Below are 24,426 nucleotides of genomic sequence, written 5' to 3' on the forward strand. Positions count from 1 at the left end.
GGAGTTGTTATGGCATAACTATAAAAGATCCTTCTTCTCATGTCAAGATAGTTAACATAAAAAAGTGTTTGAAATTTAAAGTTAATTATGTTTACATGTGTGTAATGGAAGTTGAAATGAACGAAGAGAAGTATCGTCTAAATAGGATCGGTAATTCGATCAAATTGTGAGGTAATGTAACACGAATCCGAAGAAGCAATCATGCAGGCATTTGATTCTAATGGATTTGTTATAGATGTAATAGGGAGGGATTGATCCATCATGCGATCTTTATTGGTCATCCGTGTACAACCAACGATAGCTGCCTCGTCCGATGCAACAATCCCTCTTACACCGGAGCAGTTACTTACAGCGAACGGATATCATGTGCAGGTGACGGATAGCGAAACCGAGGCGCTGAAGTTGATCAGCAAAGCTGAAGCTTCCATTCTTCATCTATCTCTGGCCGATGTAGAGCACTGGGTTCACTGCCTGGGAAAGGGAAGGTCGGATGCGCCATTGCTCTGGTGGTGTGCACCAGATACGGCAGCATCTTCGGTAGAATCATGCGAGGTAGAAACTTCTTTTGACGGAATACTTACTCCATCTATGGCTGGATCGGAGATTCATTGGACGCTGCATTTTGCAGCCAGGCGTTATATGGAACGGAAACAATGGGAGCAAGAACGTAAGCAGCTGCAATCCAGATTAGAGGATCGGAAGTGGATCGATATGGCTAAGGCTATCCTCTGTGATCTGAAGCAGATCTCCGAATCGGAGGCGTATGATCTGTTACGGAAGAAGGCTATGGATGAACGCAAACGGATGGTTGATGTCGCCACAGCTATTGTGAAGGCACATCAGTTACTCCAGTCTTAATTGGAAGGAGGGATCGTCATGAATATGTCTGAGATTCTCAGGGAAGTGGGACGGGGCAAACGAGGTTCACGTGATTTAAACTATGCCGAGGCATTGGCTGTTGCAGAGAAGATTCTGAAGCAGGAGGTATCACCAGCCCAGGCGGGAGCCTTTCTGATGGCTGAACGAATGAAGATGGAGAATGTTGAAGAACTCGAAGCCTTCATTCATGCATGCCGCAACAGTGCGGACAGAATGTCTTTTTTCCATAATGGACTCGATTGTGCAGGACCCTATGATGGACGAACGAAGTCGTTTATGGCGACGTTTCCGGTTGCCTTTGTATTAGCTGCTACTGGTGTCCCTGTAACATTGCATGGGAGCGAGCCTTTGCCTCCTAAGTGGGGAGTAACGTTACCGGTGCTGCTAAGAGAAGCGGGAATTCATACGTCTACAATGGATCGGGAAGATGCCAAACGTGCAGCTTCACGTACCAATGTCATGTTTGTTTCTTCAGAAGACTGGTGCATTCCGTTGAAGCAGCTTCGGCCGCTTCGGGAGGAGCTTGGCTTCCGCACGGTATTCAACACAGCAGAGAAGTTAATTGACTTTAATCACTCGCCTTATCTTATTTTTGGTGTGTTCCATAATACATTTCTAGATCGGATTGCGAAGCTGCTCACCAAATTTAACTACCGCCGAGCATATGTTGTGCAGGGTATGGAAGGCTCTGAGGATCTGTACATTGATCGACCTACGCGGGTATACGCGGTGGAAGCTGGGGAGATGAAGCTTGAACTGATTGATCCTGCTGCATATGAACTGGATATTCCTGTACCTGATTTGGTCTGGACGGCTGCGAAGCAGTTGGAAGTGGCTGAAGCGGTGCTAAGTGGTTCAGGGCATACAGCCTTTGTGAACCAGGTTCTGTTAAATGCTGGATTCCGTCTATATGCTGCTGAGCGTGTTGGGTCTGTCGAGGAAGGTATCTACACGTGCCAGAGTGTGCTGGAAAGCGGAGCGGCATATCGCTTATATCAAGAATGGTGCGTCTCGATGGGTGGAGAGCTGCCGGATAGTAGAACGGTGTCTGCCTATCCGGCATCGTCCGGATAATCTCTAATCTATATCAGTCCCAAGGATAATTAACGGTCAGGAAGTCAGCAAATTTCTTGCTCTCTTCCCGCCGCTGCTTCCGCATGGCCGCCCGAGCTGGAGCGGTCTCATAGAGTTTCATTTCTTCTTCCGTCTCCGGGATCAAGCGTGGAACGATGAGTTTGCGGTTATTTTCGTCCAGAGCAACAAAGGTCAAGAAAGCAGTCGCAGCGATTTTTTTCTCACCTGTCTTCAGATCTTCGCGGATCACCTTCACAAAAATCTCCATGGAACTGCGTCCTGTCCAAGAAGCGAATGACTCCAGTGTCACGGAATCCGTTGGGTTGATGGGATACAAGAAGTCGACAGAATCGGTTGAAGCGGTCACGGTATTGACTCTGCATAGTTTGGAAGCCGCAATGGATGCAATATCATCAATGTAGGACATCAGCTTGCCGCCAAATAACGTATTATGATTGTTACAGTCGGTCGGAAATACCCTTGCTGTCTTGTAACAACGTGTCTCACGCACGTACTTTTTCTCCACTTGATCTAGCTCTGTAGGTTTAGGGATCTCTCTCATGTTGTTTCCTCCTGACAGTATGGCGGTGCTTATCTGTAAGCTTGCCTGGTACATCCTCCACTTATCTCTATGGTCTCTTTTTTTCTATAAAGTCATGCTTTTTTAGAAGTCGCTTCTAGTATAGGTTTCGGTTGTTTTCATATACAAATGTAGCGAGTTTTCAGACACGACCTAGAGTTGAAATCAAAAAAAACCGCCAGGCGCGGACCGGCACGCGGGCGGTTAGTATTTATTGTGCACCACTACGAACCTGATGCTCCCAAGTTAGAGGCCTTCAAGCACATTGCTTGGAGGCTTCTTCTTCGTGGATGCGGATAGCATGCATGTATGGCTTGCTGGTATGTTAAGCCTTAGGTTTGAAAATGCCCGATGGGCCTCCGATTGGCAAGAACTCCCGTCCGAAGTGAGCGTTCAGTACAGAAGCACCTGTGCCATACAATGACACGATTCCGATCGCAAGTTCTGCATAAGCTGCGATGGTATGGAAGATGTGAGGAGCTACGCCGAAAGCATCAAAGGTCAGACCAAGGAACAAGAAGTCAATCAGAATAAAGATAATAAGCAGCACTTTGTTGGCTTCCACGGCACCCAGGGTCATGAAGAGGGTGAACACGAGATATCCGGCAAAAGCAAATCCGAGCTGTTTACCATCAGTCTGTTCCGCCAGCGTTGAGCCGAATACACCCATTTTGATCATCCAGTTTGCTCCCATTGCAAACCAGAAGAAGGCATATGCGCCAAAGGCGGTGGTACCAAAGGTATTGTTGCGTTTGGAATCTTGAATGCAGGCGAACAACTGAGCGAATGCACCCAGGAAGATCGCCCAAGGAATAGCGTAGCTGAGTCCTTCGGTGATGCCAAGCTTCTGGGAAGAAGCGACAAGTGTAACGATAGCCAACCCAAATAACCCCATTGCGCTGGGATCGGCGTTTATGATTTTAACTTGTGTCCGTGAATCAGTTTGCATGGTGTTGATAAGCCTCCAATAATATCATATCAGGATTATGGGCTTGTATAAGCCGTCCTCTAAACTATATCGTTCGTATCCGCCGGGTCCGGACACACACATCGCCCTATTGTACCCGAATGAATCGGTTATGGAAAGGGATTTTATTACCTTATGATGGCCGTTGTGGACATTTATTAGACAAATGTTAGCCGCATTTATACAAATAATGGGGTTAGGTGAGCTAAAGTGAGATAACGAAATAGATTAAATAAGCTCTAAATATATATAGTGCCCCTCTGTTTACTGGGAATTAACCCGGCGGGTAAGCTTGTAGGCGGGTGGGGTGCTTTTCTTAAAGGGGTACACAATAATGACACATTTGTTAGTAGAACATTTGAAGGAGGGAGCGGGTAAAATAGGGAAGGAAATAAAGGCGTTATATTAAGGGTTTGGGGTAAATATTAACCTAACGATGATTCTAACTATCAAAAATTGGAGTAAGATACAAAACATCCATGGCTCTTATGCCATATGTTAAACCAACTATAGATTGACAGAAAAATCTAGAATATAACACAGAAATAAGGAGGTCTTAGGCAAATGGTTATGAGTTTGGATTTAATTAATCGGATCGAGAAAGCCAGACGTAGCCTTCACATGTTGGTCGAACATCATGGGGGCGGGCTAGGGCATCCCGATGTCATTCGGCAGTCCATGGCTTTGGATGAATTAATCAATGAATACAATCGATTACATCGGAGTCAGACAAGGGCGAGAATGATATAATTCCAAGCGATATCAATGAACATATTCAACCTTTTTACATATAGATCAACATTGTTGCATCCTATATTCGATGCTGAGATGTTGGCAGGTATCCTTGTAATCAAAAGTGGACTTTTTGAATAGTCTCTATAAATCGATTATCCCTATGCGGACATGAAAAGAACTGGAACATACAGCGCAAGAACAAAGGGCTGTATCATTCCAGTTCGGTCATGTCCGTATATTATTATGCGCTGAGCTCCCTAATGTAGTAAGCGCTTGGCTTCCAGATAGAGAACTTGGACGAATTTTTTCGTGTTAATGCGCGTTTGGGACAAGGATGGTTCCACATTGTTTTGTAGCTCAAGCATTTTCTTGCGGATCTCCGTAAAGTCGAAAAATTTGGATGCGTAATTCTCAAACTTAGGATGGGTGTAATCCGTCAGTCCTAATGAAACAACATGGCTTAACGTTTGGAAGATCGCTCGACGAACGCGTTGCTCCGACGCTTTTACTTCCTTAGTTATTTCAGCGGCTGAAGCATCGGCTCCCAGCTTACGGAGGGCCACATTGTGAAAAATATCTTTGAGCGACGGTAGCGTATACGTGGATAACTTCTGGTCTTCCGTCTCGAGCTGTTCCAGATATTCAAGCATATCCAGAAGGTCTCTGCTGCCTGCCTCACCAATCATCCCCATCTCGGATAGGAGGAAGTGTCCTGCCGTTGCAATGGTTTTGTCAGGGGCGTGTGAAGCTGTGCGTTCTGAGGTTTGCAGTCGGGACAAGCCTTGAAGTGTACGTTGAATATCCTGAATCGATTGTTGCATGCGCAGACGCTCCTCGACTAAACGCAGAACAGACATAATCTCCAATCGATTAATGGGCTTCGTAACATAGTATTCCACCCCAAGAGAATAGGCTTCCCCTATCATGTTTTTGGACTCAATCTGGGAGATCATAACGACCTTTCCATTGAATCGTCCTTCTAGTGCGCGTACGGTTTGTATCCCGTCTCGTTGCGGCATGAGAAGATCAATGAGCAGGACGTCTACCTTATGCATCTCTAACAGATCGGCATGAATATGAATTCCGTCCTCGGCTTCTCCAGCAATTTCCCCAAGCCCCTCATCTTCAATAATATCAATTAGCATAGAGCGAACTCCCGCATCATCATCAACAATAAAATAACGCATTCTCAGTCTCCTCCCCTCTTCTAGAGGTTGTTCAAAAAGTCCGCTTTTGATTACGAAGGATGCCTGAAGGCATCTCAGCATCGAATATGGGATTCAGCCGAAATAAGTGGCTGTTTACGAAGTTTGTTTCCTTCGGAAACAATGTAGTTGCTCACGTAGTTTTGCCTACGCTCCGCTACTCCATTTCTATCTTCATCCCATTTTCTCGGTACTGAAAACCGACCTTTTTGAACATGCACTTATAAGGGATGTAATTGGCACATCAATAGACTAAGACGGTATCCCGTCACCGTTGTCCGTTGGTTGAACATCATTATTCTTATCATACTTCGTTCCCTATCCCGATGTGAAGACCATGGCATCCCATTACATCATGTTAGGACATGTCTGAAAACTCGCTGAAGTGCATCTTTCACTGTCTTTTCGCCCCCTACTGCGTCACTTTCCCTTGACGTGCCCCGGCACGCCTGCGGAAAACTTCCTTGTTTGGAACGAAAATTCGGCAAAATCTGCGTCCTTCGGAGTTTTTAGACACGCCCTACTGGGTCATGTTGAGCCTTATCCACACTTATTGAAGAAAGCTTAGTGTATCAGATACGGTTCTTTTTTTGAATGGTGATGTTAGGTAACATAACAGCATTTGAGCCGAAGTTCGATTTTTTATAAAAAAATTAAATAATTCGATGTAGGTATTTGTCGATTTCCGTAGTTGAGATTGTAGTATAGGTAACATCTATAAGAGTACAACCATGCTTATGTGTAATGGTACAAACCATATGCACTTAACGACAAGTGTATCCAGATTCGAGCAGCCCATTCTGGGCGACTCATATTGTGCATGAATCTAGGATTGGAACAACATTTCAGTCGTGCAATTAGAGGGGTTATATAACGAACAAAAATGTAAAAGGGGGCGTTGCCGATGGAGCAAACAATACAAGATATCGTTGTCAATTTCAACGATTTTCTATGGTCTAAGCTATTAATTATATTGTTGGTCGTATGTGGTGTGTATTTTACAACCAAAACCAAGTTCATGCAGTTCCGTATGATCGGTGATATGGTGAAGGTGCTCGCTGAGCCTCGAAGCAAGGAACCGGGTAAAATCTCGCCGTTCCAGGCTTTTTGTATTAGTATGGCTGCACGTGTAGGCACAGGAAACATCACAGGTATAGCCATTGCTATAGCACTTGGTGGCCCTGGAGCCGTATTCTGGATGTGGATCATCGCCATTATTGGTTCCGCCTCCAGCTTCGTGGAGAGTACGCTTGCTCAGATCTATAAAATCAAAGACAATGGTGGATTTCGCGGAGGCCCTGCCTATTATATGGAGCGCGGGCTTGGTAAGCGCTGGATGGGTGTTCTTTTTGCGATTCTCATTACATTGTCCTTCGGGCTTGTCTTTAACGCTGTGCAGTCAAACACGATTACAGTAGCATTCCAAAATTCATTTGGTATGGATCGGTTGACTGTTGGAATCGTAATGGCCGTGATATTTGCAGCCATCATCATGGGTGGTGTGAAGCGGATAGCCAAGGCATCGGAGTACATCGTTGTTGTTCTGGCTGTCTTGTATATTGGCGTGGCAGCATTTGTTGTGTTGTCGAACATCACACAGCTTCCGGCCATGATTGTCCTTATTGTCAAAAATGCCTTCGGCATTGAACAGGTAGCCGGCGGTACGCTAGGAGCGGCATTGATGAACGGGGTTAAACGTGGTTTGTTCTCCAATGAGGCAGGTATGGGTAGTGCGCCGAATGCCGCAGCCACAGCAGATACGTCTCACCCTGTGAAGCAAGGACTTATCCAAGCCTTTGGCGTGCTGACAGACACACTGATCATCTGTACAAGTACTGCGATGATTATTCTATTATCAGGCGTGTATCAAGGCTCTGACTTAGGTGGTATTGAATTGACCCAGGCTGCACTGAGCGTGCATATTGGATCATGGGCTTCTGGTTTTCTTGCAATTATGATATTTCTATTTGCCTTCAGTACACTTATCGGAAACTATTATTACGGCGAAACGAATATTGAATTTATCAAATCCAATAAGGGATGGCTATGGCTGTATCGTGTGAGTGTTATTGCTATGGTTCTGTTCGGAGCAGTAGCTAAAGTACAGCTGGTTTGGGATCTGGCAGACTTGTTCATGGGACTTATGGTTGTCGTGAACCTGATTGCAATTCTAATGTTGTCCAAAGTAACGTTTGCCGCTCTGAAAGATTATAAGAAACAAAAAGCTGAAGGACATAACCCAGTCTTTACGCGTGATCGAATTCAGATCCCGGGTGAAGTAGAGTGCTGGGAATCTGAGGCGGAAGTAGTGACTAACCAGAGTAAAGCGTAAAGTGTAGCTTCGATGTGGCTTGTGTGGACAACAGACCATGCACACTAATGTAAAATAGTAAAATAAACAGGGCTTCTACAATCCCGTAAAGGGATGAAGAAGCCCTGTTTGTCAAATTCCCAGTGAAGGGTGGAGATGATCCACCTGGGAAATTCATTTTCGTTTATTTGGAGATCGAGTAGCTGATCAGTTGCTCGGACAAAGTTTTCATCTGTTCGCCGGTCTGGTTCAGCTTCTCAATGACATCGGTGAAGGATTGAACCAGGTTAGCTTGTTCTTGGGAAGAAGCCGCAATCTGGGAAACCTCAACCTCCATCTGTTTGATTACATGTTGGACATCTTTCAGGCTGGCATCAATATCTGTCGTTGCTTGTTTGGCATCCACAGACAGCTTACGTACTTCAGAAGCTACAACGCCAAATCCTGCGCCTGCTTCACCCACGCGTGCTGCTTCAATCGCAGCATTAAGTCCGAGTAGATTCGTTTGTTCGGAAATCTCACGAATGAATCCAGCGACTTTGTTAATCTGGGAGGAGTTCTGCACAGCAAGGCGCGCATTCTCTAGGATTTGTTCACTGGTTGCCTGCAATTCCTCGGCATGAGCCGCAACGTGCTGAACCATATCCACCAGATTTGTATTGATATTTTGATTTTCCTGTATAATATCCTCAAGTTGATTCTGGTTTGTCTGATCATAGGATACGCAGAAAACCGCCACAACGCTGTTATGGTCATCAAAGATCGGAATATTCAGTGTATCAAGCTCACGGCCAAAAACTTCTACGGGAAGTTTTGAAAGTGTAGCTTCACGTCCGTTAGTCAGTACAGCAAAATTTCTATAACTGTCCAACAGATCCATCCCTTTGCGGAAACCAAGGTCAACGAAATTCTGCGTCGTAAGCACTTCTAAGACTTTTTCATGATCATAAAGGGTCAAGCTAGCAGGTTCTCTAAGAATCAGACTAATATAGGGCATAGCTTTCGTAAGAGCATCGATCACATTCATGGTTTAAAGCCACCCTTTCCATATTTTAAATTTAATTTGATATAATCGGACGCGCGCAACACTGTATCTTTCATCGGATTTAAGAACGTAATCCTGAACGCTTTTTTAGATAAAATAGTGACAGTTTTCAGTCTTATTTTTAAATTGTCTTCCATTAAAACTGATTTATTGGATATAAGTGCTAGTTGTAACTGTTTTTATATCAAGATATTTGTAAATGTGCATATCAATTTTGGGACATATGTCCGTTTCTGTGCGTTATTAGGGTAAGAGGAGGTTTGGCTGGATGAGAGAAATTATGGATTTTGAGCGGATGCGTCAGCTTGCACGTGACCATGGATTAGACCAGGTGTTGGATCAATCTGCATTCGCTGAGCTCAGACTGCTTGAGGCTTCTAAAGGGGAAATCATCTGTGCCAAAGGAGAACGACCCGAGCGCCTGTATTTTCTAGTTCAAGGTAAACTCAAAATCTATACCACGCTGCCCAATGGTAAATCTCTGTTGCTTCGCTTCAGCACCCCACTTGCACTTGTATGCGATCTGGAACTGGTGAACGGCAAAGAAGCGAAAAATACAGTCGAATCGGTTAACAAAAGTTTACTGCTCGCTGTTAGCTATCGTTACCTGCAAAACACCTATGCTGAGAATGCAAAGTTCCTACATTTCATGCTTGAACAGGTGACACATAAGCTGTACACGTTCTCTAACCTATCGAGTTTAAATCTGTTGTATCCGGTCGAAAGTCGGTTTGCGAGTTATATGCTGTCTATCATGGAGCAGGAGAACGTGGTGACTGAAGAGATTCAGACCTCCAAGCTGACCGAGCTTGCGGACATGTTAGGCACGAGTTACAGACATCTGAACCGTGTTATTTTTGACCTGAGCGAGCGAAATATTATACGCAAAGAGCAGCGCAAGATTGTTATTAACAATCTAGAAGAGCTGCGCGAAATTGCAGGTGGAAATATGTATGAGTGACAGAAAAGAGCACCCTTCTTGCCAAATGCAATGAGGGTGCTAATTCATTTTAAGCGATTCCTATTCGTTCGATCTCCGAACTGTTAAATCTCTCCTCGATCCTCGAACAATTGAGCAATCTCCACAATAACCTGAGTGGCTTTTACCATGTTATCAACCGATACATACTCGAATTTACCATGATAGTTCTCGCCACCTGTGAAAATATTAGGGGTAGGCATGCCCATGTAGGAGAGTTGGGAGCCGTCTGTTCCGCCACGGATTGGACGAATGATTGGCTCAATATCAAGGCGCGTCATGGCTTCATGTGCAATATCTACAATCTGACGCACAGGTTCAATTTTCTCACGCATGTTGTAGTACTGATCGTTGATCTCAATGGTAATGCTCTTCTCGCCATATTTGGCTTTGAGTTCATTCGTTACATTCAGAAGGTAGGTTTTACGTTCTTCGAACTTCTCGCGATCAAAGTCACGAATAATATAGCTCATTTTGGTCAGTTCAACGTCGCCCTCGATGGATAAGAGGTGGTAGAACCCCTCATAACCTTCGGTGAACTCGGGTGCTTCTTCTACTGGCAGACGACGATTCAGTTCCATCGCAATTTTAGCGGAATTGACCATTTTGCCTTTCGCTGTACCAGGATGCACATTGGTGCCCCGCACTGTAATCTTAGCTGCTGCGGCATTGAAGCTCTCATATTCCAGCTCTCCGAGTGGGCCGCCATCAACTGTATAAGCGTATTTCGCTCCGAATGCAGCCACGTCAAACTTATGTGGGCCACGACCGATTTCTTCATCAGGGGTAAACGCGACCCGGATTGTCCCATGCTTCAGTTCCGGATGTTCAATCAGGTAGGCCATCGCCGTCATAATCTCAGCAATGCCCGCCTTGTTGTCTGCACCGAGAAGTGTCGTGCCATCGGTTGTAATTAAGGTATGCCCTTTGTATTCAAGCAGTTCTGGGAAGTCAGTCGTAGACAGAACAACATCCAGCTCTTTATTCAATGTAATATCTTGTCCATCATAATTGGAGATGACCTGTGGTTTAACATCTTTGCCCGTAAAATCGGTAGCCGTATCCAGATGTGCGAGGAAACCAATCACAGGAACGTCTTTGTCTGTATTGGAAGGGAGCGTTGCCATCACATACCCGTTCTCATCCATGGTAACGTCCTGCAGGCCAATGGATTGGCACTCTTTAACAAGTAATTCACCTAGCGCCAATTGACCTGGAGTGGAAGGGCATGTTTCATTGTTTTCATCAGATTGTGTATCCATTTGCACATAAGTGGTTAATCTTTGGATTAGAATGTCTTTCACCATTAATCGCTCCTTTAGATTTAATCTCTACTGGTATAATATCACGTTTAACTGGGTGTTTGCTGAGTAGCGTTTACAGGCGAGGTTAGGTATAAAAAAGGGTACTAGGGCACAGAAATGTACGTACTTGTATTCCGGTAGGTAAAGTTCATAATAGAAATGACGCAAGCTAACAGGCTCAAAAATATATATCAGAAGATTTGAATAGGAGATGTAATCCATATGTCAGAGACTTTATTTTCTCCCTATCAGTTCAAGGGATTACAGTTAAATAATCGTATTGTTATGGCGCCAATGTGCCAGTATTCCGTAGATGCTAAGGATGGTATTCCTAATGAATGGCACCAGGTGCACTATGTGAGTCGTGCTGTTGGAGGCACGGGTCTGATCGTCATTGAGATGACAGACGTTGATCCAGATGGACGCATTACCGATAATGACCTCGGTATATGGTCAGACGATCACATTCCAGCTTTTAGCAAGCTGATTGATAGCATACATGCTCACGGTTCCAAAGTGGCGATCCAAATCGCTCACGCAGGACGAAAAGCACAGGATGCCGAGCAGCCTGTTGCACCTTCTGTTGTAACGTTCCCTGGGGAGAACTTCAAGACGCCAAGAGCGTTAACGACAGAAGAAGTTGAAGAGATGGTACAGAAATACGCAGACGGTGTTCGCCGTGCGGTTCAAGCAGGTGTTGACGCGATTGAACTTCATGGGGCACACGGATATCTGATGCATCAATTCCATTCCAAGCTGATGAACCATCGGGAAGATAAATACGGCCAGAACTTATCCCAGTTTGGCGTTGAAGTGATTCGTGCAGTGAAAAAGGAAATGCCATCGGATATGCCGCTTATTCTGCGGATTTCGGCAGTAGAATATGCTGATGGTGGATATGATATAGACCATACCCTTGAGATGTCTCGTGCTTATCAGGAGGCCGGTGTAGATATGTTCCACATCAGCTCAGGTGGTGAAGGGCCTACAGGACAGAGAAAACCAGGTAATTATCCTGGCTATCAGGTTCCTTTTGCACGCCGTTTCCGCGAGGAATTGAACGTTCCTGTCATTGCGGTAGGGTTGCTTGATGAGTATGCATTAGCCGAAGCGGTTATCGGTAACGGTGATGCAGACTTGGTCGCTATAGGCAGAGGTATGCTACGTGACCCGTATTGGGCAAACCATGCAGCACTAGCACTTGGCATTACGAAGAACCAGGCTGGAATTGCGGAGCAATACTCTCGCGGGTACTGAGATTTCTAAGGAGGAGACAGTAATGGAATCAGCAAGTGCATTGCCGGATATTCGGCAGCAGGTACTGCTTCATGCGCCGGTAAGCAAGGTGTGGGAGATCGTATCCACAGCACAAGGTATGGGACGTTGGTTCATGCCTAGTGACCTGGAAGCAACTGAGGGGCATGAATTCATACTGGAGGCTGGACCTTTTGGGCAATCCCCATGCAAGGTGATTGAAGTCAAGCCAGAGCATAAGCTTTCTTTTCGTTGGGGAAAGGATTGGACGCTTTCATTTGAACTAGAAGAGCAGTCTGAAGGAACTCAATTTACGTTAATTCATAGTGGTTGGGATGCGGATCAATTGACCGAATTCGGACAAGCGCATGCCATCGTACGTGAGCGTATGGAGCAAGGCTGGGCCGGAATTGTACAGAAGCTTGCACAAGAGGTTCAATAATTCACCATAATCCTATGGAATTATTGAGGAATAACAGCACAAATATAGTCAGAAAGCTGCAAATTCGAAGCGGGCAAGCATGCCGGTAGACGAATTTGCGGCTTTTTGTTTTGCAAAAATAGATGCGCCAACTATTTCCGTCAGCACGAGAAACGTGTAACATGGATTTATAACGATCAAACGACAAATTTAGACGTTCTTCTCTAGAGACGGAAGGATTTAGGATGAAAAAACACTGGATTATGCTCACGATCAGCTTTATATGCATTGTGATATTTCCGCTGGGTTGGGTAGCACATACCTTAATATCCGATCGGACCAATCCAACCGTCCAGGATGGATTCATAGATCTATCTCAATGGGACTTTGACCAAAAAGGGTCTGCAACACTTGACGGTGATTGGAATTTCTATCCGAATCAATTGTTGACACCCGTTGATTTGGAAGCTGATCGATCTGGACGTAAGGCGTTATCGCCTCATTCACAGATGAAGGTTCCCTCACAGTGGAATAAGACCCTTGGTCAAGCACATGGATTCGGTACATATCACGTACGCATTAAGATTAATCCTAATGTTATTAAGAACGATTATGGAATACGCTCTCAGAATATTCGCATGGCTCATCGCATTTTTTTGGACGGCAAAGAAATTGGGGGTAAAGGTCTGCCTGGAATAAACCCAGATATCGATATCCAGCTCAATCTGCCTTTCACCGGCTTTACATCGATTGATGGAGAGAGTGCGGATATTCTTATTCAAGTATCTAACTATAGCTACTCCTCCGGCGGGATTGTTGCCTCAATCTTATTCGGGGATGAACGCAGCATCCAGAATAGCCAGCAATGGAGCTGGCTAACCGATCTTATGGCTCTCTTCGGTTTTCTATTTCCTGCGGCATTCTTCTTACTCTTATTCCGATTAAGGCAGAATGAGAGAGAACTCCGGTATCTTGGCTTGTTCAGTCTCGCCGGTGCGATGTATGCATTGACCCATGGAGAGAAATTATTAGGTACATTTCTACCCTTTCTTCCAAATAACGAGATCCTGCGAATTCAATTCCTTAGTGCAGCCCTTGCGTATTATTATCTGCTTCGGTATATCGATGTTATTGTTTCGGGCGCGGTGCATCAATGGTTTGTTCGACTAGGTGTCATATTGGTTATTCTTCAGTGTGTGATCGGGCTTGCGTTACCACCAGCCGTGTTCTCGCGTCTGACGCCGTATATGTTACTTATTTCTCTCATTGTCATCCTATACTCGCTTAGAGCAATGGTATTTTGGTTGAAAAGGAGAGCTGATGATAGTCATTTTGCATTACTTAGCATGATGAGCCTAATGATGGTTGTGGTGCTGCATACCGTGGGTGCCTTTACCACATGGGATACATCGTTTCTAGCATTGTATGAGCTATTATTATTTATTTTCATACAGATGATTCTAACAGCCATTCGATTTGCGGAATCCTTTCGTGAGGTTGAGGCATTATCTGAGCGGTTGCTTGTTATTGATAGTCTCAAAGATGAATTTATGGCTAATACCTCTCATGAGCTGCGCACGCCACTACATGGCATTATCAATATCGCCCAATCCATGCTGGAGGGTGCGGCAGGTGAGGTTACGAAGAAACAGGCCAAAAATCTCTCTATGATCACCTCTACAGGCAAACGACTCTCCTTGTTAATTAACGATATTCTTGATTTTGCCAAGCTCAAAAATAGTGAAATTGAACTGAAGCGAGAAGCAGTCGATCTGGAATCCATCGCGCGCACAGTAGTGGAGGTATCCGACTTCACCTTCGGAGACAAACCGATCGTGTTGCTCCAGCAGTGGCCGCAGGCTATGCCGCTTGTGGAGGCGGATGAGGATCGTTTACGACAGATTCTGTACAATCTGCTGGGAAATGCATACAAGTATACTCATCAAGGTGAGATTCGCTTATTTGCGACGGTTGAGGGTGAACAAGTGACCGTCTCCGTTGCAGATACGGGTGTAGGTATCGCTGAAGATAAGCTGGAAGATATTTTTCAATCCTATGAGCAGGGGAATGGGACAAGTGAAAATGTCATGGGAGGTACGGGGTTAGGGCTGAGTATCACACGTAAGCTTGTTGAATTAGGCGGAGGAACGATATGGGTTAAATCTGTTCCCGGCGAAGGCTCAGTATTCCATTTTACATTGCCTGTCGCACAGACCCACCTGCTTCGAGCGAGCTTTAAACCCTCAGCCGCACAATATGTAGCTGCCACCCAGAGTGCTGAGAAGACCAATGGGTTCGTTGATGAGCTGGATGAGAACGATCGTGTTTTTGAAGCCGATCACACGATTCTGGTTGTGGATGATGATCCGGTTAATCGCCAGGTATTGATTAACTTGTTATCGACGCAGCGCTATCGTGTCATTGCAGCCGATAGCGGAGCCGCAGCTCTGAAGCTACGGGAGAAACACCCTGGCATTGATCTTGTGGTAACGGATTGGATGATGCCTGGCATGTCAGGGATTGAACTGTCCCGTAGATTGAGGGAGCGTAGTTCATTGTCTGAGCTACCTATTCTGATGTTGACAGCGCGAGGCTTGCCTGAGGATATTAAGCTAGGTTTCCAAGCCGGAGCGAATGATTTCCTGAGTAAACCTGTAGATGCAGGCGAACTCCGCGCCCGGGTCAGAACGCTGATCGAGATGAAAGTCTCCGTACAAGGGGCAATTCGTACGGAGATGGCCTTCTTACAAGCACAGATTAAGCCGCATTTTCTCTATAATGCACTCAATGTCATCATTGCCACATGTGCGGTTAATCCAGATAAAGCAACCGACTTGCTGATTGAGTTAAGTCAGTATCTGCGAGGGAGTTTCGACTTCCAGAATAGAGACCAGCTCGTTCCGCTGCACAAGGAGATGGAGCTTGTTGAATCCTATGTTCATTTGGAAAAGGCCCGATTCGAGGAGAGACTGGTTGTTCTCTACGACGTGGAGCCTGGCATTCATCTCTATATCCCTCCACTGAGTATCCAGCCTCTGGTGGAGAATGCTATTCGCCATGGTGTAATGGAGCGTGCGGCTGGAGGAAAGGTATCTCTGAAGATTGCTAGGATAGGGACTCGTATCCTGGTACAGGTCGAAGATGATGGTGTGGGCATATCGCCAGAGCGGCTAGCACAGGTTCAATCAGGAAGAACCGAAGGGCCAGGGGGCGTAGGCTTGAAAAATATTAATCGGCGCTTGACCTCACTTTATGGCACAGGTCTAGAGATTCAGAGTCATTTGGGAAAAGGGTCAATTATTCGGTTTTATATACCCTTAGAATAGTTAATTAATATAAAATAATAACTATATATTGGACTTTATATGTACATGTCACCAAACCAGTGTTTGGAAGGTTGTTCGGCATTAAAATGTTCCGTGTAAGTCGTCTTTAGTCCATTGTATATAGTTAGGAGGTTAGAGGAACGGTGAGAGCGATTGTAATCGATGACGAGAAACCCGCGCAGCTGCATTTGGAGCGCCTGTTATTGTCGGACGGACGGATTACACCTGTGCAATGTTTTTCGACAGCTCGTGAAGGTATTGATTTCCTGGCTAAGAATCGTGTAGATGTCGTATTTCTGGACATCGGAATGCCTGAGATGAATGGATTGGAAGCGGCTGAATATATACAGCAATTGGAGTATCAGGTTCAGATTATATTTGTAACGGCATATTCTGACCATGCAGTAGAGGCATTTGAATTACATGCCCTGGATTACGTCTTGAAGCCGTTAAGCTCTGCCAGATTAGCGAAGACAGTAGACCGAATTATGAATTTTGGTGCGGCTCATTCCCAGATTGCCGCCGCGGCCGAGATTGTAGAGCCCGATGCTAAGGATACACAGGCTCACACAGATGTCCCTGGGTTACTCACCTTTAAGCATCTGGATATTTACAGAAGCCTAGCGCCTGAAGCGAAGAAGCATAAGTGGCGTACGACGAAGTCGCAGGAGCTGTTTGCTTTTTTGTTTCATCATCGGGGTGAGTGGGTAAGTAAAGAGGTCATACTGGACAAGTTATGGGCGGACGTCTCTCAAGAGAAGGGTCTGACTCATCTACATACATCGGTGTATCAGATTCGCAAGCTTCTGAAGGAATGGCATATGACGGGCAAATTAGAATACAATATGAACCGCTATCGTCTTCTTGCGGGTAATCTCGTAAGTGACATAGAACAGTTCGAACAGGGAACGAGTTATAGTGAAGTCACCGAAGAGAATGTGGAGCAATTACGTGAATTCGCCGCACTCTATCGAGGAGACTATCTTGAAGAGCATGATTACCAGTGGTCTCAAGCCAAAGCGCGTGAGCTTAAACGGAAATATATGCAGCTCGTAATGGATATTGCCAAGTGGAATATGCATCATGGACGGGGTAAAGAAGCGATTGAGCAGTTGATTCAATTACAAGAACGTGAGCCATATGCCGAGGAAATCTGTCGCCTTATGATGGAGGTGTATGCATCTATGGATGATCAACAAGCCATACTCAAATTGTATACCTCGTTCACACTTACGATATTGGAGGATCTTGGTCACCAACCTGAGTTGGAGACGAGTCAACTTTATCATAAGCTGACGACGAAGTAGTGTAGGCACAGCAGGAGGATATCAATGAAATTGTTCATACATCGTAAAGATCTGCGAACAGATGACCTGGTGGGATTCGATTATTTGCGAGATCAGGGAGTAGAGAGTCTACATGTGTTTATCTATGACCCATTTTTGCTGCGTCAGGGCCGTGATGAGGAACACAGTGGTGTGAATTTTCTACAACATGCAGCAGATCTTGGCAATCAGTACCATGAAGCAGGACAGCATTTACATGTTGCATACGGTAAGCCGGCTGAAGTCGTGGAATACATCTTAGAGCAGATGGAAGGCCGTATCGATGAGGTGGTTGCCCATCGAGACATGACCCCTTATGCGATGGAGCGAGATCGTAGTATACGCAAAGTTGCGGAAGAGCGGAAGGTCACGTTTACCCTTCTAACAGATCATCTATTGATGGATCTTGCAGGTTTTGCGGCGTTTACAGGTAAGTCTGAGCCTTACAAGGTGTTTGCGGCATTCCATCGGCGCTGGGTCGAGTTCATGAATGAGCATCCGAACCCACCCTCAGCAACCACTGTTGCAGATCTGAAGGTAAGTGAGCACAAGATGGAATTTCCTGAATCCATGTCTGCGCCTGAGCATCTATTAACAGATACTATGGTGGAAGATCCATTCCCGTTGATGAACGATTTCTTGGCAGAGCGAGTAGTGGACTATGGGGATCATCGGGATGAGTATGAGGCATATGAGCCCAGTCATCTAAGCTCATATGTGGCTGTTGGTGCGATATCGATCCGTAAGATGTATGATGCTGCCAATCGAGCAGAGAATTCCTACGAATGGATTAGACAGTTATGCTTCCGAGACTTCTATTTGTATCGTGCGGTGTATGAGAGTCACTATTTTACGTATGAGAAGGTATACGATCTCTCGGCATTACACAATGAGCATTTTGAGAAATGGTGTAAGGCGGAGACAGGCATACCGATTATCGATGCAGCCATGACAGAACTGAATGAGACTGGGCGTATGCCGAACAGGCTTCGTATTCTGACAGCGATGTTTCTGACCAAAAATCTGCAGTGTCCCTTTACGTTAGGCGAAGCCTATTTCAGACGTAAGCTGCGAGATTACGACAATATCCAGAATCGGGGCAATTGGTTGTGGTGTGCTTCGCTGGGCGAGAACGCTGCTCCCTATTTCAGGGTGAATAATCCAGTAACACAGTCTGAGAAGTATGACCCTCAAGGGGACTATATTCGCAAATGGCTGCCTGATCTGAAGGATTTGCACAGTAAAGATATCCATCAGCCGCGAGAACATGCCATTGTCGATCTGAAAGCTTCGCGTCAGGCTGCCATTGAGGTTTATAAAACGATTCTAACTAGTCGTCCGAAAGAGAACTGAGTTGTTATACTAGGGATTCTTAGAGCTCTTTAGAGAAATACAGTCCCGCAAAAAGCTTGGTGAGACAGGCGATATATAAACTTTACTCCGTAATGATCTCTTGTGATCTTACGGTTTTTTTTGTTTTTAAGATGAATCGTGATAGTGGTTTTATAGTCTTCTGACAGGCGCCAGATCATTTTGAAATTTATCAAAAATTACAGTTATTTCAACTATATTTGATGTATAATTGTGGAGTGAATTACTAATTCCTGGCTGAAAATGAATTATAAATCGTGAAAGGATGAATGTTCATGGAGCAGGTAAATAGTGTGTTTGAATTAGTGCATAAAGAGGCAAGTGTGGTGGTGGGTATGAAGTGGGAAGGGACTTTTGCCGAGGCAGGAGCCGGTGGCATTCGTGCGGTGCAGTCGGAATTTAAACGTCTGTTGGGCGAGATTCAGCATGTGCTGCATCCGGATCAACTCCTCGGATTATCTTATCACATGACGGAGACAGGGTTCACCCATTATGTTGGCATTGAAGTCGATTCTATTGTTGCACAGGAGATTCCCGAGGGAATGGAGCGTATTGAGGTTGCTTCAAGCCATTACGCTAAGCGTAACCACAGGAAAGGCCAGAATATCGAAGCTTCATATAACGAGTTATATGCGGGGATTGAAGCTAGTGAATATCAGTTAGCCGGAGGTGCGCTTACGCATTACGAAGTTTACCCTATGAATCAGAAGGCGGATGAGTCTGATCCTGAGTTTACCATCTTCATCCCGGTCATCCATAAATAATAATACATATACTATCTGACCCTAAAGACCGCGCTGTGGCGGTCTTTTTGCTATGGATGGACATGAAAAACATGTGAAATCTGTTTGAAAATTTAGAAAATGTTAAGAAAATGGACTACCCATATTAAGCTTTATGCTTTTTAATAGAGAGAGTGTGTTTATTGTATTAAGTCATATCTGACATATCGACGAACAAATGAAGGAGAAACGCTAAACATGAGTGAAACAATCAAAAGAGAGCGGATTCCAGAGCTAAATCTGGTACGTGCCATGGCTATTATTGGCGTGCTAAGTGTGCACTCCACTTCATACGCCACCGTAGACATGACCGGCTCAGGATACTACTGGCTGTATAATTTTATTAATATTTTTATGAAATATGGTACGCCGACCTTTATCTTTATGAGTAGCTTTGTGCTGTTCTACAACTATTATTCTCGTCCGCTAGACAAGAAGTTAGTAAGTAATTTTTACAAGAAAAGATTCGTGTATATTTTACTTCCTTATTTCCTGTTTTCGTTGATGTATTTTGTATTGCTGCATTACATCCATTATCAGGGTCGTCCATTTGGAGAGTCAGCCCTTAGCTTCATCACCAAGCTCTTCACGGGTAAGGCATATACGCATCTGTACTTTGTGTTTATTAATATGCAATTCTATCTGTTATTCCCGTTTGTGCTCTGGTTGCTCAAAAAGCACCCTTCGGTCGTGAAGTGGTCTGTGCCGATTGGATTACTTATTCAGTGGGCTTTCATCGTGAGTAATAAGTATGGATTCCAAGTTCCTAACAAAGGTAGCTGGGCGTTCTCTTACTTCTCGTACTTTATGCTAGGTGCTTTCATCGGCGTGTACTTCCCTAAGATCAAACAGTGGTTTGTCATTAGTCGTGCCAATGCAACCAAAGGGCGAGTGGTTTCATGGGTATTACTCTGGGCTGTATGGATCGGTGCCGGTCTTGGGCATGTGTACATTTATTATCTACTGCGCCTGAAGATCGCAACCTATAATACATTGTGGTACGAATTCTTCTGGAATCTGCATACCTTCGCTTGTGCACTGGTTCTGATCCAGATTTCTTATCTGCTCTATCGCAAAGGGTCAGCATTGATCGTTAAGCCACTTAATCGACTGGGTGCGCTGTCCTTCGGCATTTATCTGATTCATCCGTTCTTCTTGCTCGTTTATCGGAATTTCCCTCCACAAACGGGTACATCTTGGCTGCTTCACCTCTGGTATGCTGGAGGGTTCGGGGTTGCCTTGATCGCATCATGGATTGTCGTAGGTTTGACAGCAAGATTCATTCCATTCGCATGGGTCTTCTTCGGTAATCTGCCGAAGCCTAAACCACGCCTCGTGCCACAGCAAAAGTCAGGACAACTGGATGCGTAATTATATTTATTTCCCATCATAGGAATATAGATCCGTTTCTTGGTCGACCTTAGGGTTGAGCGGGAAACGGCTTTTTCGTATGTCATACGATACTGCGATATGGGGAACGAATGTTTCTTTTTCGCGTACGAAGGGTAATGAGACATCGGAACACGATTACAAATTCTTTTTGATGAACAGGAACAAGGTGAGATAAATGACAACATGTCAACAATGCGGGAGACCGATGCAAGATATATTAGAATACGTAGAACATATCCTTCATGAATGCGAGCAACCGCAGGAATTCGTCGCTGAGGAATATCAATCAGGAGCTCATGAGGGTGTTCGTGAGCAGATGTGATACAATAGAAAGAAACCGGATTCATAAGGAACCGAGGTGACGACATGGAGATGGGCACGGCCCCTTTCCGGCAACATATGACTGAACATGAAGCGCAGCAGACGAAGACATGTATGTATTGCGGGCAAAAGCGTCCGTTGTCCGAATTTCGGCGCAGAACCGGGAAACGCGCCGGCCCTGGCGCCAGAAGAGGAGCCTGCCGAAGCTGTCGGAAGTCTGGTGTACAGGCAGCCGTCAGCAACATCTCCATGCCACATGTAAGGCATTCCGAACGAGCGAATAATGAGAAGGACGTTATTACATCTGTGACTGTACCAGCAGTTTCTGCTGTGCGTTCAGTATCCGTGCAAGCGAGCGAGGATAGCTCTGCTTCACCTGTGAGTGAATCCATTTCGGACAAGGAGTCCTTATCATTGACTGAGCCTTCCTCTGGACACCGTAAGAAGAGAAGAAGGAAGAGAAAAGCGAAACGACCTGATGCTATCCTGGAAAAAGGACAAACAAAATCAGAGCCTGACCAACAGTCGGATCAGCAGCTGACTGTAGCGAATCCGGAGCTGAAGAGTTCAAATGAAGACTCAGCTCGTGTGACGATACCGACACATCGGACAAGCTCACATGGGACTCGCAATCGTGGGTTAAGTACAGATCGTCGTCAGCGCCGTCAGAATTCAGCAGAGCCTGTAGCTATTGATCCGGAAGATCCATCTTCCCTTCGAACCAACAGACAGGGACTCATCCGAATGCGTGGCAAAACGGACAAGGGACGCCGCTGGCATCAGGAGATTGATATGGAGCTTGCTGTCACGCTGGTGAAGGAAAAGGCCGCAGTGGTGGTCAACCGATATACCATTCGCAGATTATTCAGCAATAAGGATTTTAAACGGTTTATTCTGAATCGTGATCAGTACACGTGTTATTTCTGTGGATCGTATGGAGACACCATTGACCATCTACTTCCCCGAGCCAAAGGCGGACATACGACACCGCTCAATTGTGTATGTGCCTGTAATCTATGCAATCAATCGAAGGCGGCTATGGATGCGGATGAATTCATGCAGTCTGGAATTCCGGAGTGGAATGCAGCACATCAGGAGGAATTGATTCAGATACAGCTACAAGAGGCGCAGTTGGATTAGTTGGTTATTTAATTTCAATCTATAAACGTTTTGAAGATACGTATAATGTAGAGCACACCTGAACTTGTGTTGGGGTGTGCTCTTTGTGATGTCAACAAGTGTCAGTAAGTGATGAACTGTCCACGATGAACTGTGAATATTTCTTCAAATTAACAACGGTGGGAAGTACATCTGTACGTTATACTGAGAGTAGTATGGTGAGAGCTTTTTGTACGAAAAGAATAGAACAAAAGTGTTATGTAGAATCGGTACCCGAACCAGAAGTAACTTAAGACAGTATAGATTGGAAGGATGCAGATGAGCTTGGTACCCTTGGACATTATGTCCTATATCACGGAAGAAAATATACGTTATTGGTTAGAGCAGTTTCGCTCGCTTGGCCCATTACCAGGGATTCTGCTCACCTTTATGAAGTCATTTGTACCACCGCTGCCCACATTGCTTATTGTCGGAGTGAATGGCGCGGTGTATGGACTATGGGCAGGATTTATATATTCATGGATCGGAATGGTATTAGGTTGTACAGTTACGTTCTTAATTGTAAGAGAAATCGGTAAATCTGCCTTTGTAGAGCGATGGGCGAATAAACCACGAGTACAACGCAGTATGGTATGGATTCGGCGGAATGCGTTTAGTTATGTATTTTTACTTAGCATATTTCCGGTTGGGCCATTTGTTATTATCAATGTTGCGGCAGGTATTGCCCGTATGCGGTTGCTATCATTCTTGCTCGCCGTTGGCTGTGGTAAGGCCATTATGATCTTCTGTGTAACGTATATCGGTTCTAATGTCGAGCAGTTCCTGGAGCATCCTATTCGCTGGGGTGGCGTATTGTTGTTTGTTGCCGCATCTCTATGGGCGAGTCGTAAGTTGGAGCGTCACTTTACTCGTTCGTCGTCCAATTCTGATGGAGCAAAAGGAGAAGTCGTATGATTGAAAATGTATTTGAATTTGATCAAGAATTGCATCGTATGAATGAGGATGAGCTGCGTATATTGTTACGTGAGCTATATCTTCGGGCAGATATGGCAGTCAGTCAAGAAGTAGATACAGGTCGTACGGATGCTTTTGCTGCTAAAGTTCAGTCGTTATTTAATAGATTGAGCGACCAGCGAAGTCAGGATCAGGCTGAGAAGCAGGTATTGGAAGCACAGAAAACGCGTGAAATACACATTGCATTTGGAGACTCACCGTTAGGTAGTATTAAGGTAGCGATGGGCAACGTTCCTGGACGTTCAGGGCGACGGTTTTTCTCGATGAATGACTACTATGCAATTGGACCATTGAGTGATCTAACGAACAAATTAAATGTGCAGCGCAGACATCTGTGGCTGCTTGAGCGATTTCACATGAGTGAACATGGTAGGTATGCGGCTCAAGGGATAGACGAGCTGCTTCACATCAATCAGACGATCAGCTCCATTGAGGAAGAGACACGGATTACGATCTGGTATGCCAATAATGGCCATGAGCGAACAGGGCTCTTATATGCCATGTATTTGCTGCGTGACAGGAAAAGCCCGATTTATCTAATTGAAACGAGAGATTTATATCCGAAATTGTTTAATACACCTGAAATACAGTACGAGGTTCGCGGTACAGGTGAGATTCATTCCGAGAAATTACTGAAGATGTGGCATCACTGCGAGCATGATGAACCGTTATCATCTGAGGAGCGCAGACAAATGGAGCAAGAGTGGCTGCATCTGTCTGCACAGCCTGGACATTTGCGCTTAATGCAAGATGGGATCATCCAAAGTGTCTCTGAGGACGCCATTGATGAGTTCATCCTGCAGAAGTTTACGGAGGTGGCGTCAACAAGACAGCCTGGGGAATTCATTAAGTCAGCTCGTATTGTAGGTGAAGTGCTGGGTCATCTGGAACAAGCTGTCGGCGATACTTTTATTGAGTACCGTATACGTCAGCTTATTCTACAGGGACGATTCGACATGGAGGGCATGCCTCATGCAATGCGATTTTATAGTATAAGACTTGCCGGCAGCTAGTCTAAAGGG

The 24,426-nt window shown here is 45.2% G+C and carries 20 protein-coding genes; 15 read left to right on the forward strand and 5 right to left on the reverse strand.

What is annotated here, in order from left to right:
* Window positions 1–261 precede the first annotated feature (261 nt).
* On the forward strand, window positions 262–858 hold the full coding sequence (locus tag MH215_RS14705) for an ANTAR domain-containing response regulator (protein ID WP_145044800.1): 597 nt from the start codon (window positions 262–264) through the stop codon (window positions 856–858).
* Between the two features lie 18 nt (window positions 859–876).
* A complete protein-coding gene (locus MH215_RS14710) occupies window positions 877–1,953 on the forward strand; it encodes an anthranilate phosphoribosyltransferase (protein ID WP_239291125.1) in 1,077 nt (358 codons plus the stop codon).
* 13 nt (window positions 1,954–1,966) lie between these two features.
* Here MH215_RS14710 and MH215_RS14715 read toward each other — a convergent pair whose 3' ends face one another.
* Window positions 1,967–2,479: an acyl-CoA thioesterase gene (locus MH215_RS14715; RefSeq protein WP_145045202.1), complete on the reverse strand. Its 513-nt coding sequence runs from the start codon at window positions 2,477–2,479 to the stop codon at window positions 1,967–1,969.
* A gap of 379 nt (window positions 2,480–2,858) precedes the next feature.
* Window positions 2,859–3,482 (reverse strand): acetate uptake transporter, encoded by a 624-nt coding sequence (locus MH215_RS14720; protein ID WP_056703388.1) that lies wholly within the window; start codon window positions 3,480–3,482, stop codon window positions 2,859–2,861.
* Window positions 3,483–4,064: 582 nt separating this feature from the next.
* Here MH215_RS14720 and MH215_RS14725 point away from each other — a divergent pair.
* Entirely contained in the window at window positions 4,065–4,250 is a 186-nt protein-coding gene (locus MH215_RS14725; RefSeq protein ID WP_239291126.1) for an aspartyl-phosphate phosphatase Spo0E family protein, read from the forward strand.
* 242 nt (window positions 4,251–4,492) lie between these two features.
* Here the strand turns inward: MH215_RS14725 and MH215_RS14730 are convergent, their stop codons facing one another.
* Complete coding sequence (locus MH215_RS14730; RefSeq protein WP_239291127.1) at window positions 4,493–5,422, reverse strand: response regulator; 930 nt, start codon at window positions 5,420–5,422, stop codon at window positions 4,493–4,495.
* 922 nt (window positions 5,423–6,344) lie between these two features.
* Here MH215_RS14730 and MH215_RS14735 point away from each other — a divergent pair.
* A complete protein-coding gene (locus tag MH215_RS14735; protein WP_056703396.1) occupies window positions 6,345–7,772 on the forward strand; it encodes an alanine/glycine:cation symporter family protein in 1,428 nt (475 codons plus the stop codon).
* Between the two features lie 163 nt (window positions 7,773–7,935).
* Here the strand turns inward: MH215_RS14735 and MH215_RS29080 are convergent, their stop codons facing one another.
* The gene (locus MH215_RS29080) at window positions 7,936–8,778 is read right to left on the reverse strand and encodes a methyl-accepting chemotaxis protein (protein WP_275446153.1); all 843 of its coding nucleotides are present in this window, start codon (window positions 8,776–8,778) and stop codon (window positions 7,936–7,938) included.
* Between the two features lie 286 nt (window positions 8,779–9,064).
* On the opposite strand from MH215_RS29080, the gene MH215_RS14745 reads away from it, so the two are divergent.
* Window positions 9,065–9,757: a Crp/Fnr family transcriptional regulator gene (locus tag MH215_RS14745; protein ID WP_239291128.1), complete on the forward strand. Its 693-nt coding sequence runs from the start codon at window positions 9,065–9,067 to the stop codon at window positions 9,755–9,757.
* An 83-nt stretch (window positions 9,758–9,840) separates the two neighbouring features.
* Here MH215_RS14745 and pepT read toward each other — a convergent pair whose 3' ends face one another.
* Window positions 9,841–11,079 carry a peptidase T gene (gene pepT / locus MH215_RS14750; RefSeq protein WP_239291352.1) on the reverse strand — a complete coding sequence of 413 codons (1,239 nt, stop codon included), beginning with the start codon at window positions 11,077–11,079 and terminating at the stop codon, window positions 9,841–9,843.
* Window positions 11,080–11,301: 222 nt separating this feature from the next.
* On the opposite strand from pepT, the gene MH215_RS14755 reads away from it, so the two are divergent.
* The 10 genes from MH215_RS14755 (at window position 11,302) to MH215_RS14800 (ending at window position 24,417) form a co-directional block, all read left to right on the forward strand.
* Window positions 11,302–12,336 (forward strand): NADH:flavin oxidoreductase/NADH oxidase, encoded by a 1,035-nt coding sequence (locus MH215_RS14755; protein ID WP_239291129.1) that lies wholly within the window; start codon window positions 11,302–11,304, stop codon window positions 12,334–12,336.
* 22 nt (window positions 12,337–12,358) lie between these two features.
* Entirely contained in the window at window positions 12,359–12,775 is a 417-nt protein-coding gene (locus tag MH215_RS14760) for an SRPBCC family protein (protein ID WP_239291130.1), read from the forward strand.
* A gap of 224 nt (window positions 12,776–12,999) precedes the next feature.
* Complete coding sequence (locus tag MH215_RS14765; RefSeq protein ID WP_239291131.1) at window positions 13,000–16,080, forward strand: hybrid sensor histidine kinase/response regulator; 3,081 nt, start codon at window positions 13,000–13,002, stop codon at window positions 16,078–16,080.
* A gap of 143 nt (window positions 16,081–16,223) precedes the next feature.
* On the forward strand, window positions 16,224–17,387 hold the full coding sequence (locus MH215_RS29245) for a response regulator (protein WP_239291132.1): 1,164 nt from the start codon (window positions 16,224–16,226) through the stop codon (window positions 17,385–17,387).
* A 24-nt stretch (window positions 17,388–17,411) separates the two neighbouring features.
* Window positions 17,412–18,758: a cryptochrome/photolyase family protein gene (locus MH215_RS14775; RefSeq protein WP_239291133.1), complete on the forward strand. Its 1,347-nt coding sequence runs from the start codon at window positions 17,412–17,414 to the stop codon at window positions 18,756–18,758.
* 293 nt (window positions 18,759–19,051) lie between these two features.
* Entirely contained in the window at window positions 19,052–19,540 is a 489-nt protein-coding gene (locus tag MH215_RS14780) for a GyrI-like domain-containing protein (protein ID WP_239291134.1), read from the forward strand.
* A 216-nt stretch (window positions 19,541–19,756) separates the two neighbouring features.
* Window positions 19,757–20,929, forward strand: a complete 1,173-nt coding sequence (locus tag MH215_RS14785; protein WP_239291135.1) for an acyltransferase — start codon at window positions 19,757–19,759, stop codon at window positions 20,927–20,929.
* Between the two features lie 393 nt (window positions 20,930–21,322).
* Window positions 21,323–22,411, forward strand: coding sequence for an HNH endonuclease (locus MH215_RS14790; RefSeq protein ID WP_239291136.1), 1,089 nt, complete (start codon window positions 21,323–21,325; stop codon window positions 22,409–22,411).
* A gap of 297 nt (window positions 22,412–22,708) precedes the next feature.
* Window positions 22,709–23,344, forward strand: coding sequence for a TVP38/TMEM64 family protein (locus tag MH215_RS14795; RefSeq protein ID WP_239291137.1), 636 nt, complete (start codon window positions 22,709–22,711; stop codon window positions 23,342–23,344).
* The gene (locus tag MH215_RS14800; protein ID WP_239291138.1) at window positions 23,341–24,417 is read left to right on the forward strand and encodes a DUF1835 domain-containing protein; all 1,077 of its coding nucleotides are present in this window, start codon (window positions 23,341–23,343) and stop codon (window positions 24,415–24,417) included. Before MH215_RS14795 ends, MH215_RS14800 begins: the two co-directional genes overlap by 4 nt.
* Window positions 24,418–24,426: the final 9 nt, after the last annotated feature.

This window comes from Paenibacillus sp. ACRSA (genome assembly GCF_022346845.1).
Classification (GTDB): Bacteria; Bacillota; Bacilli; order Paenibacillales; family Paenibacillaceae; genus Paenibacillus.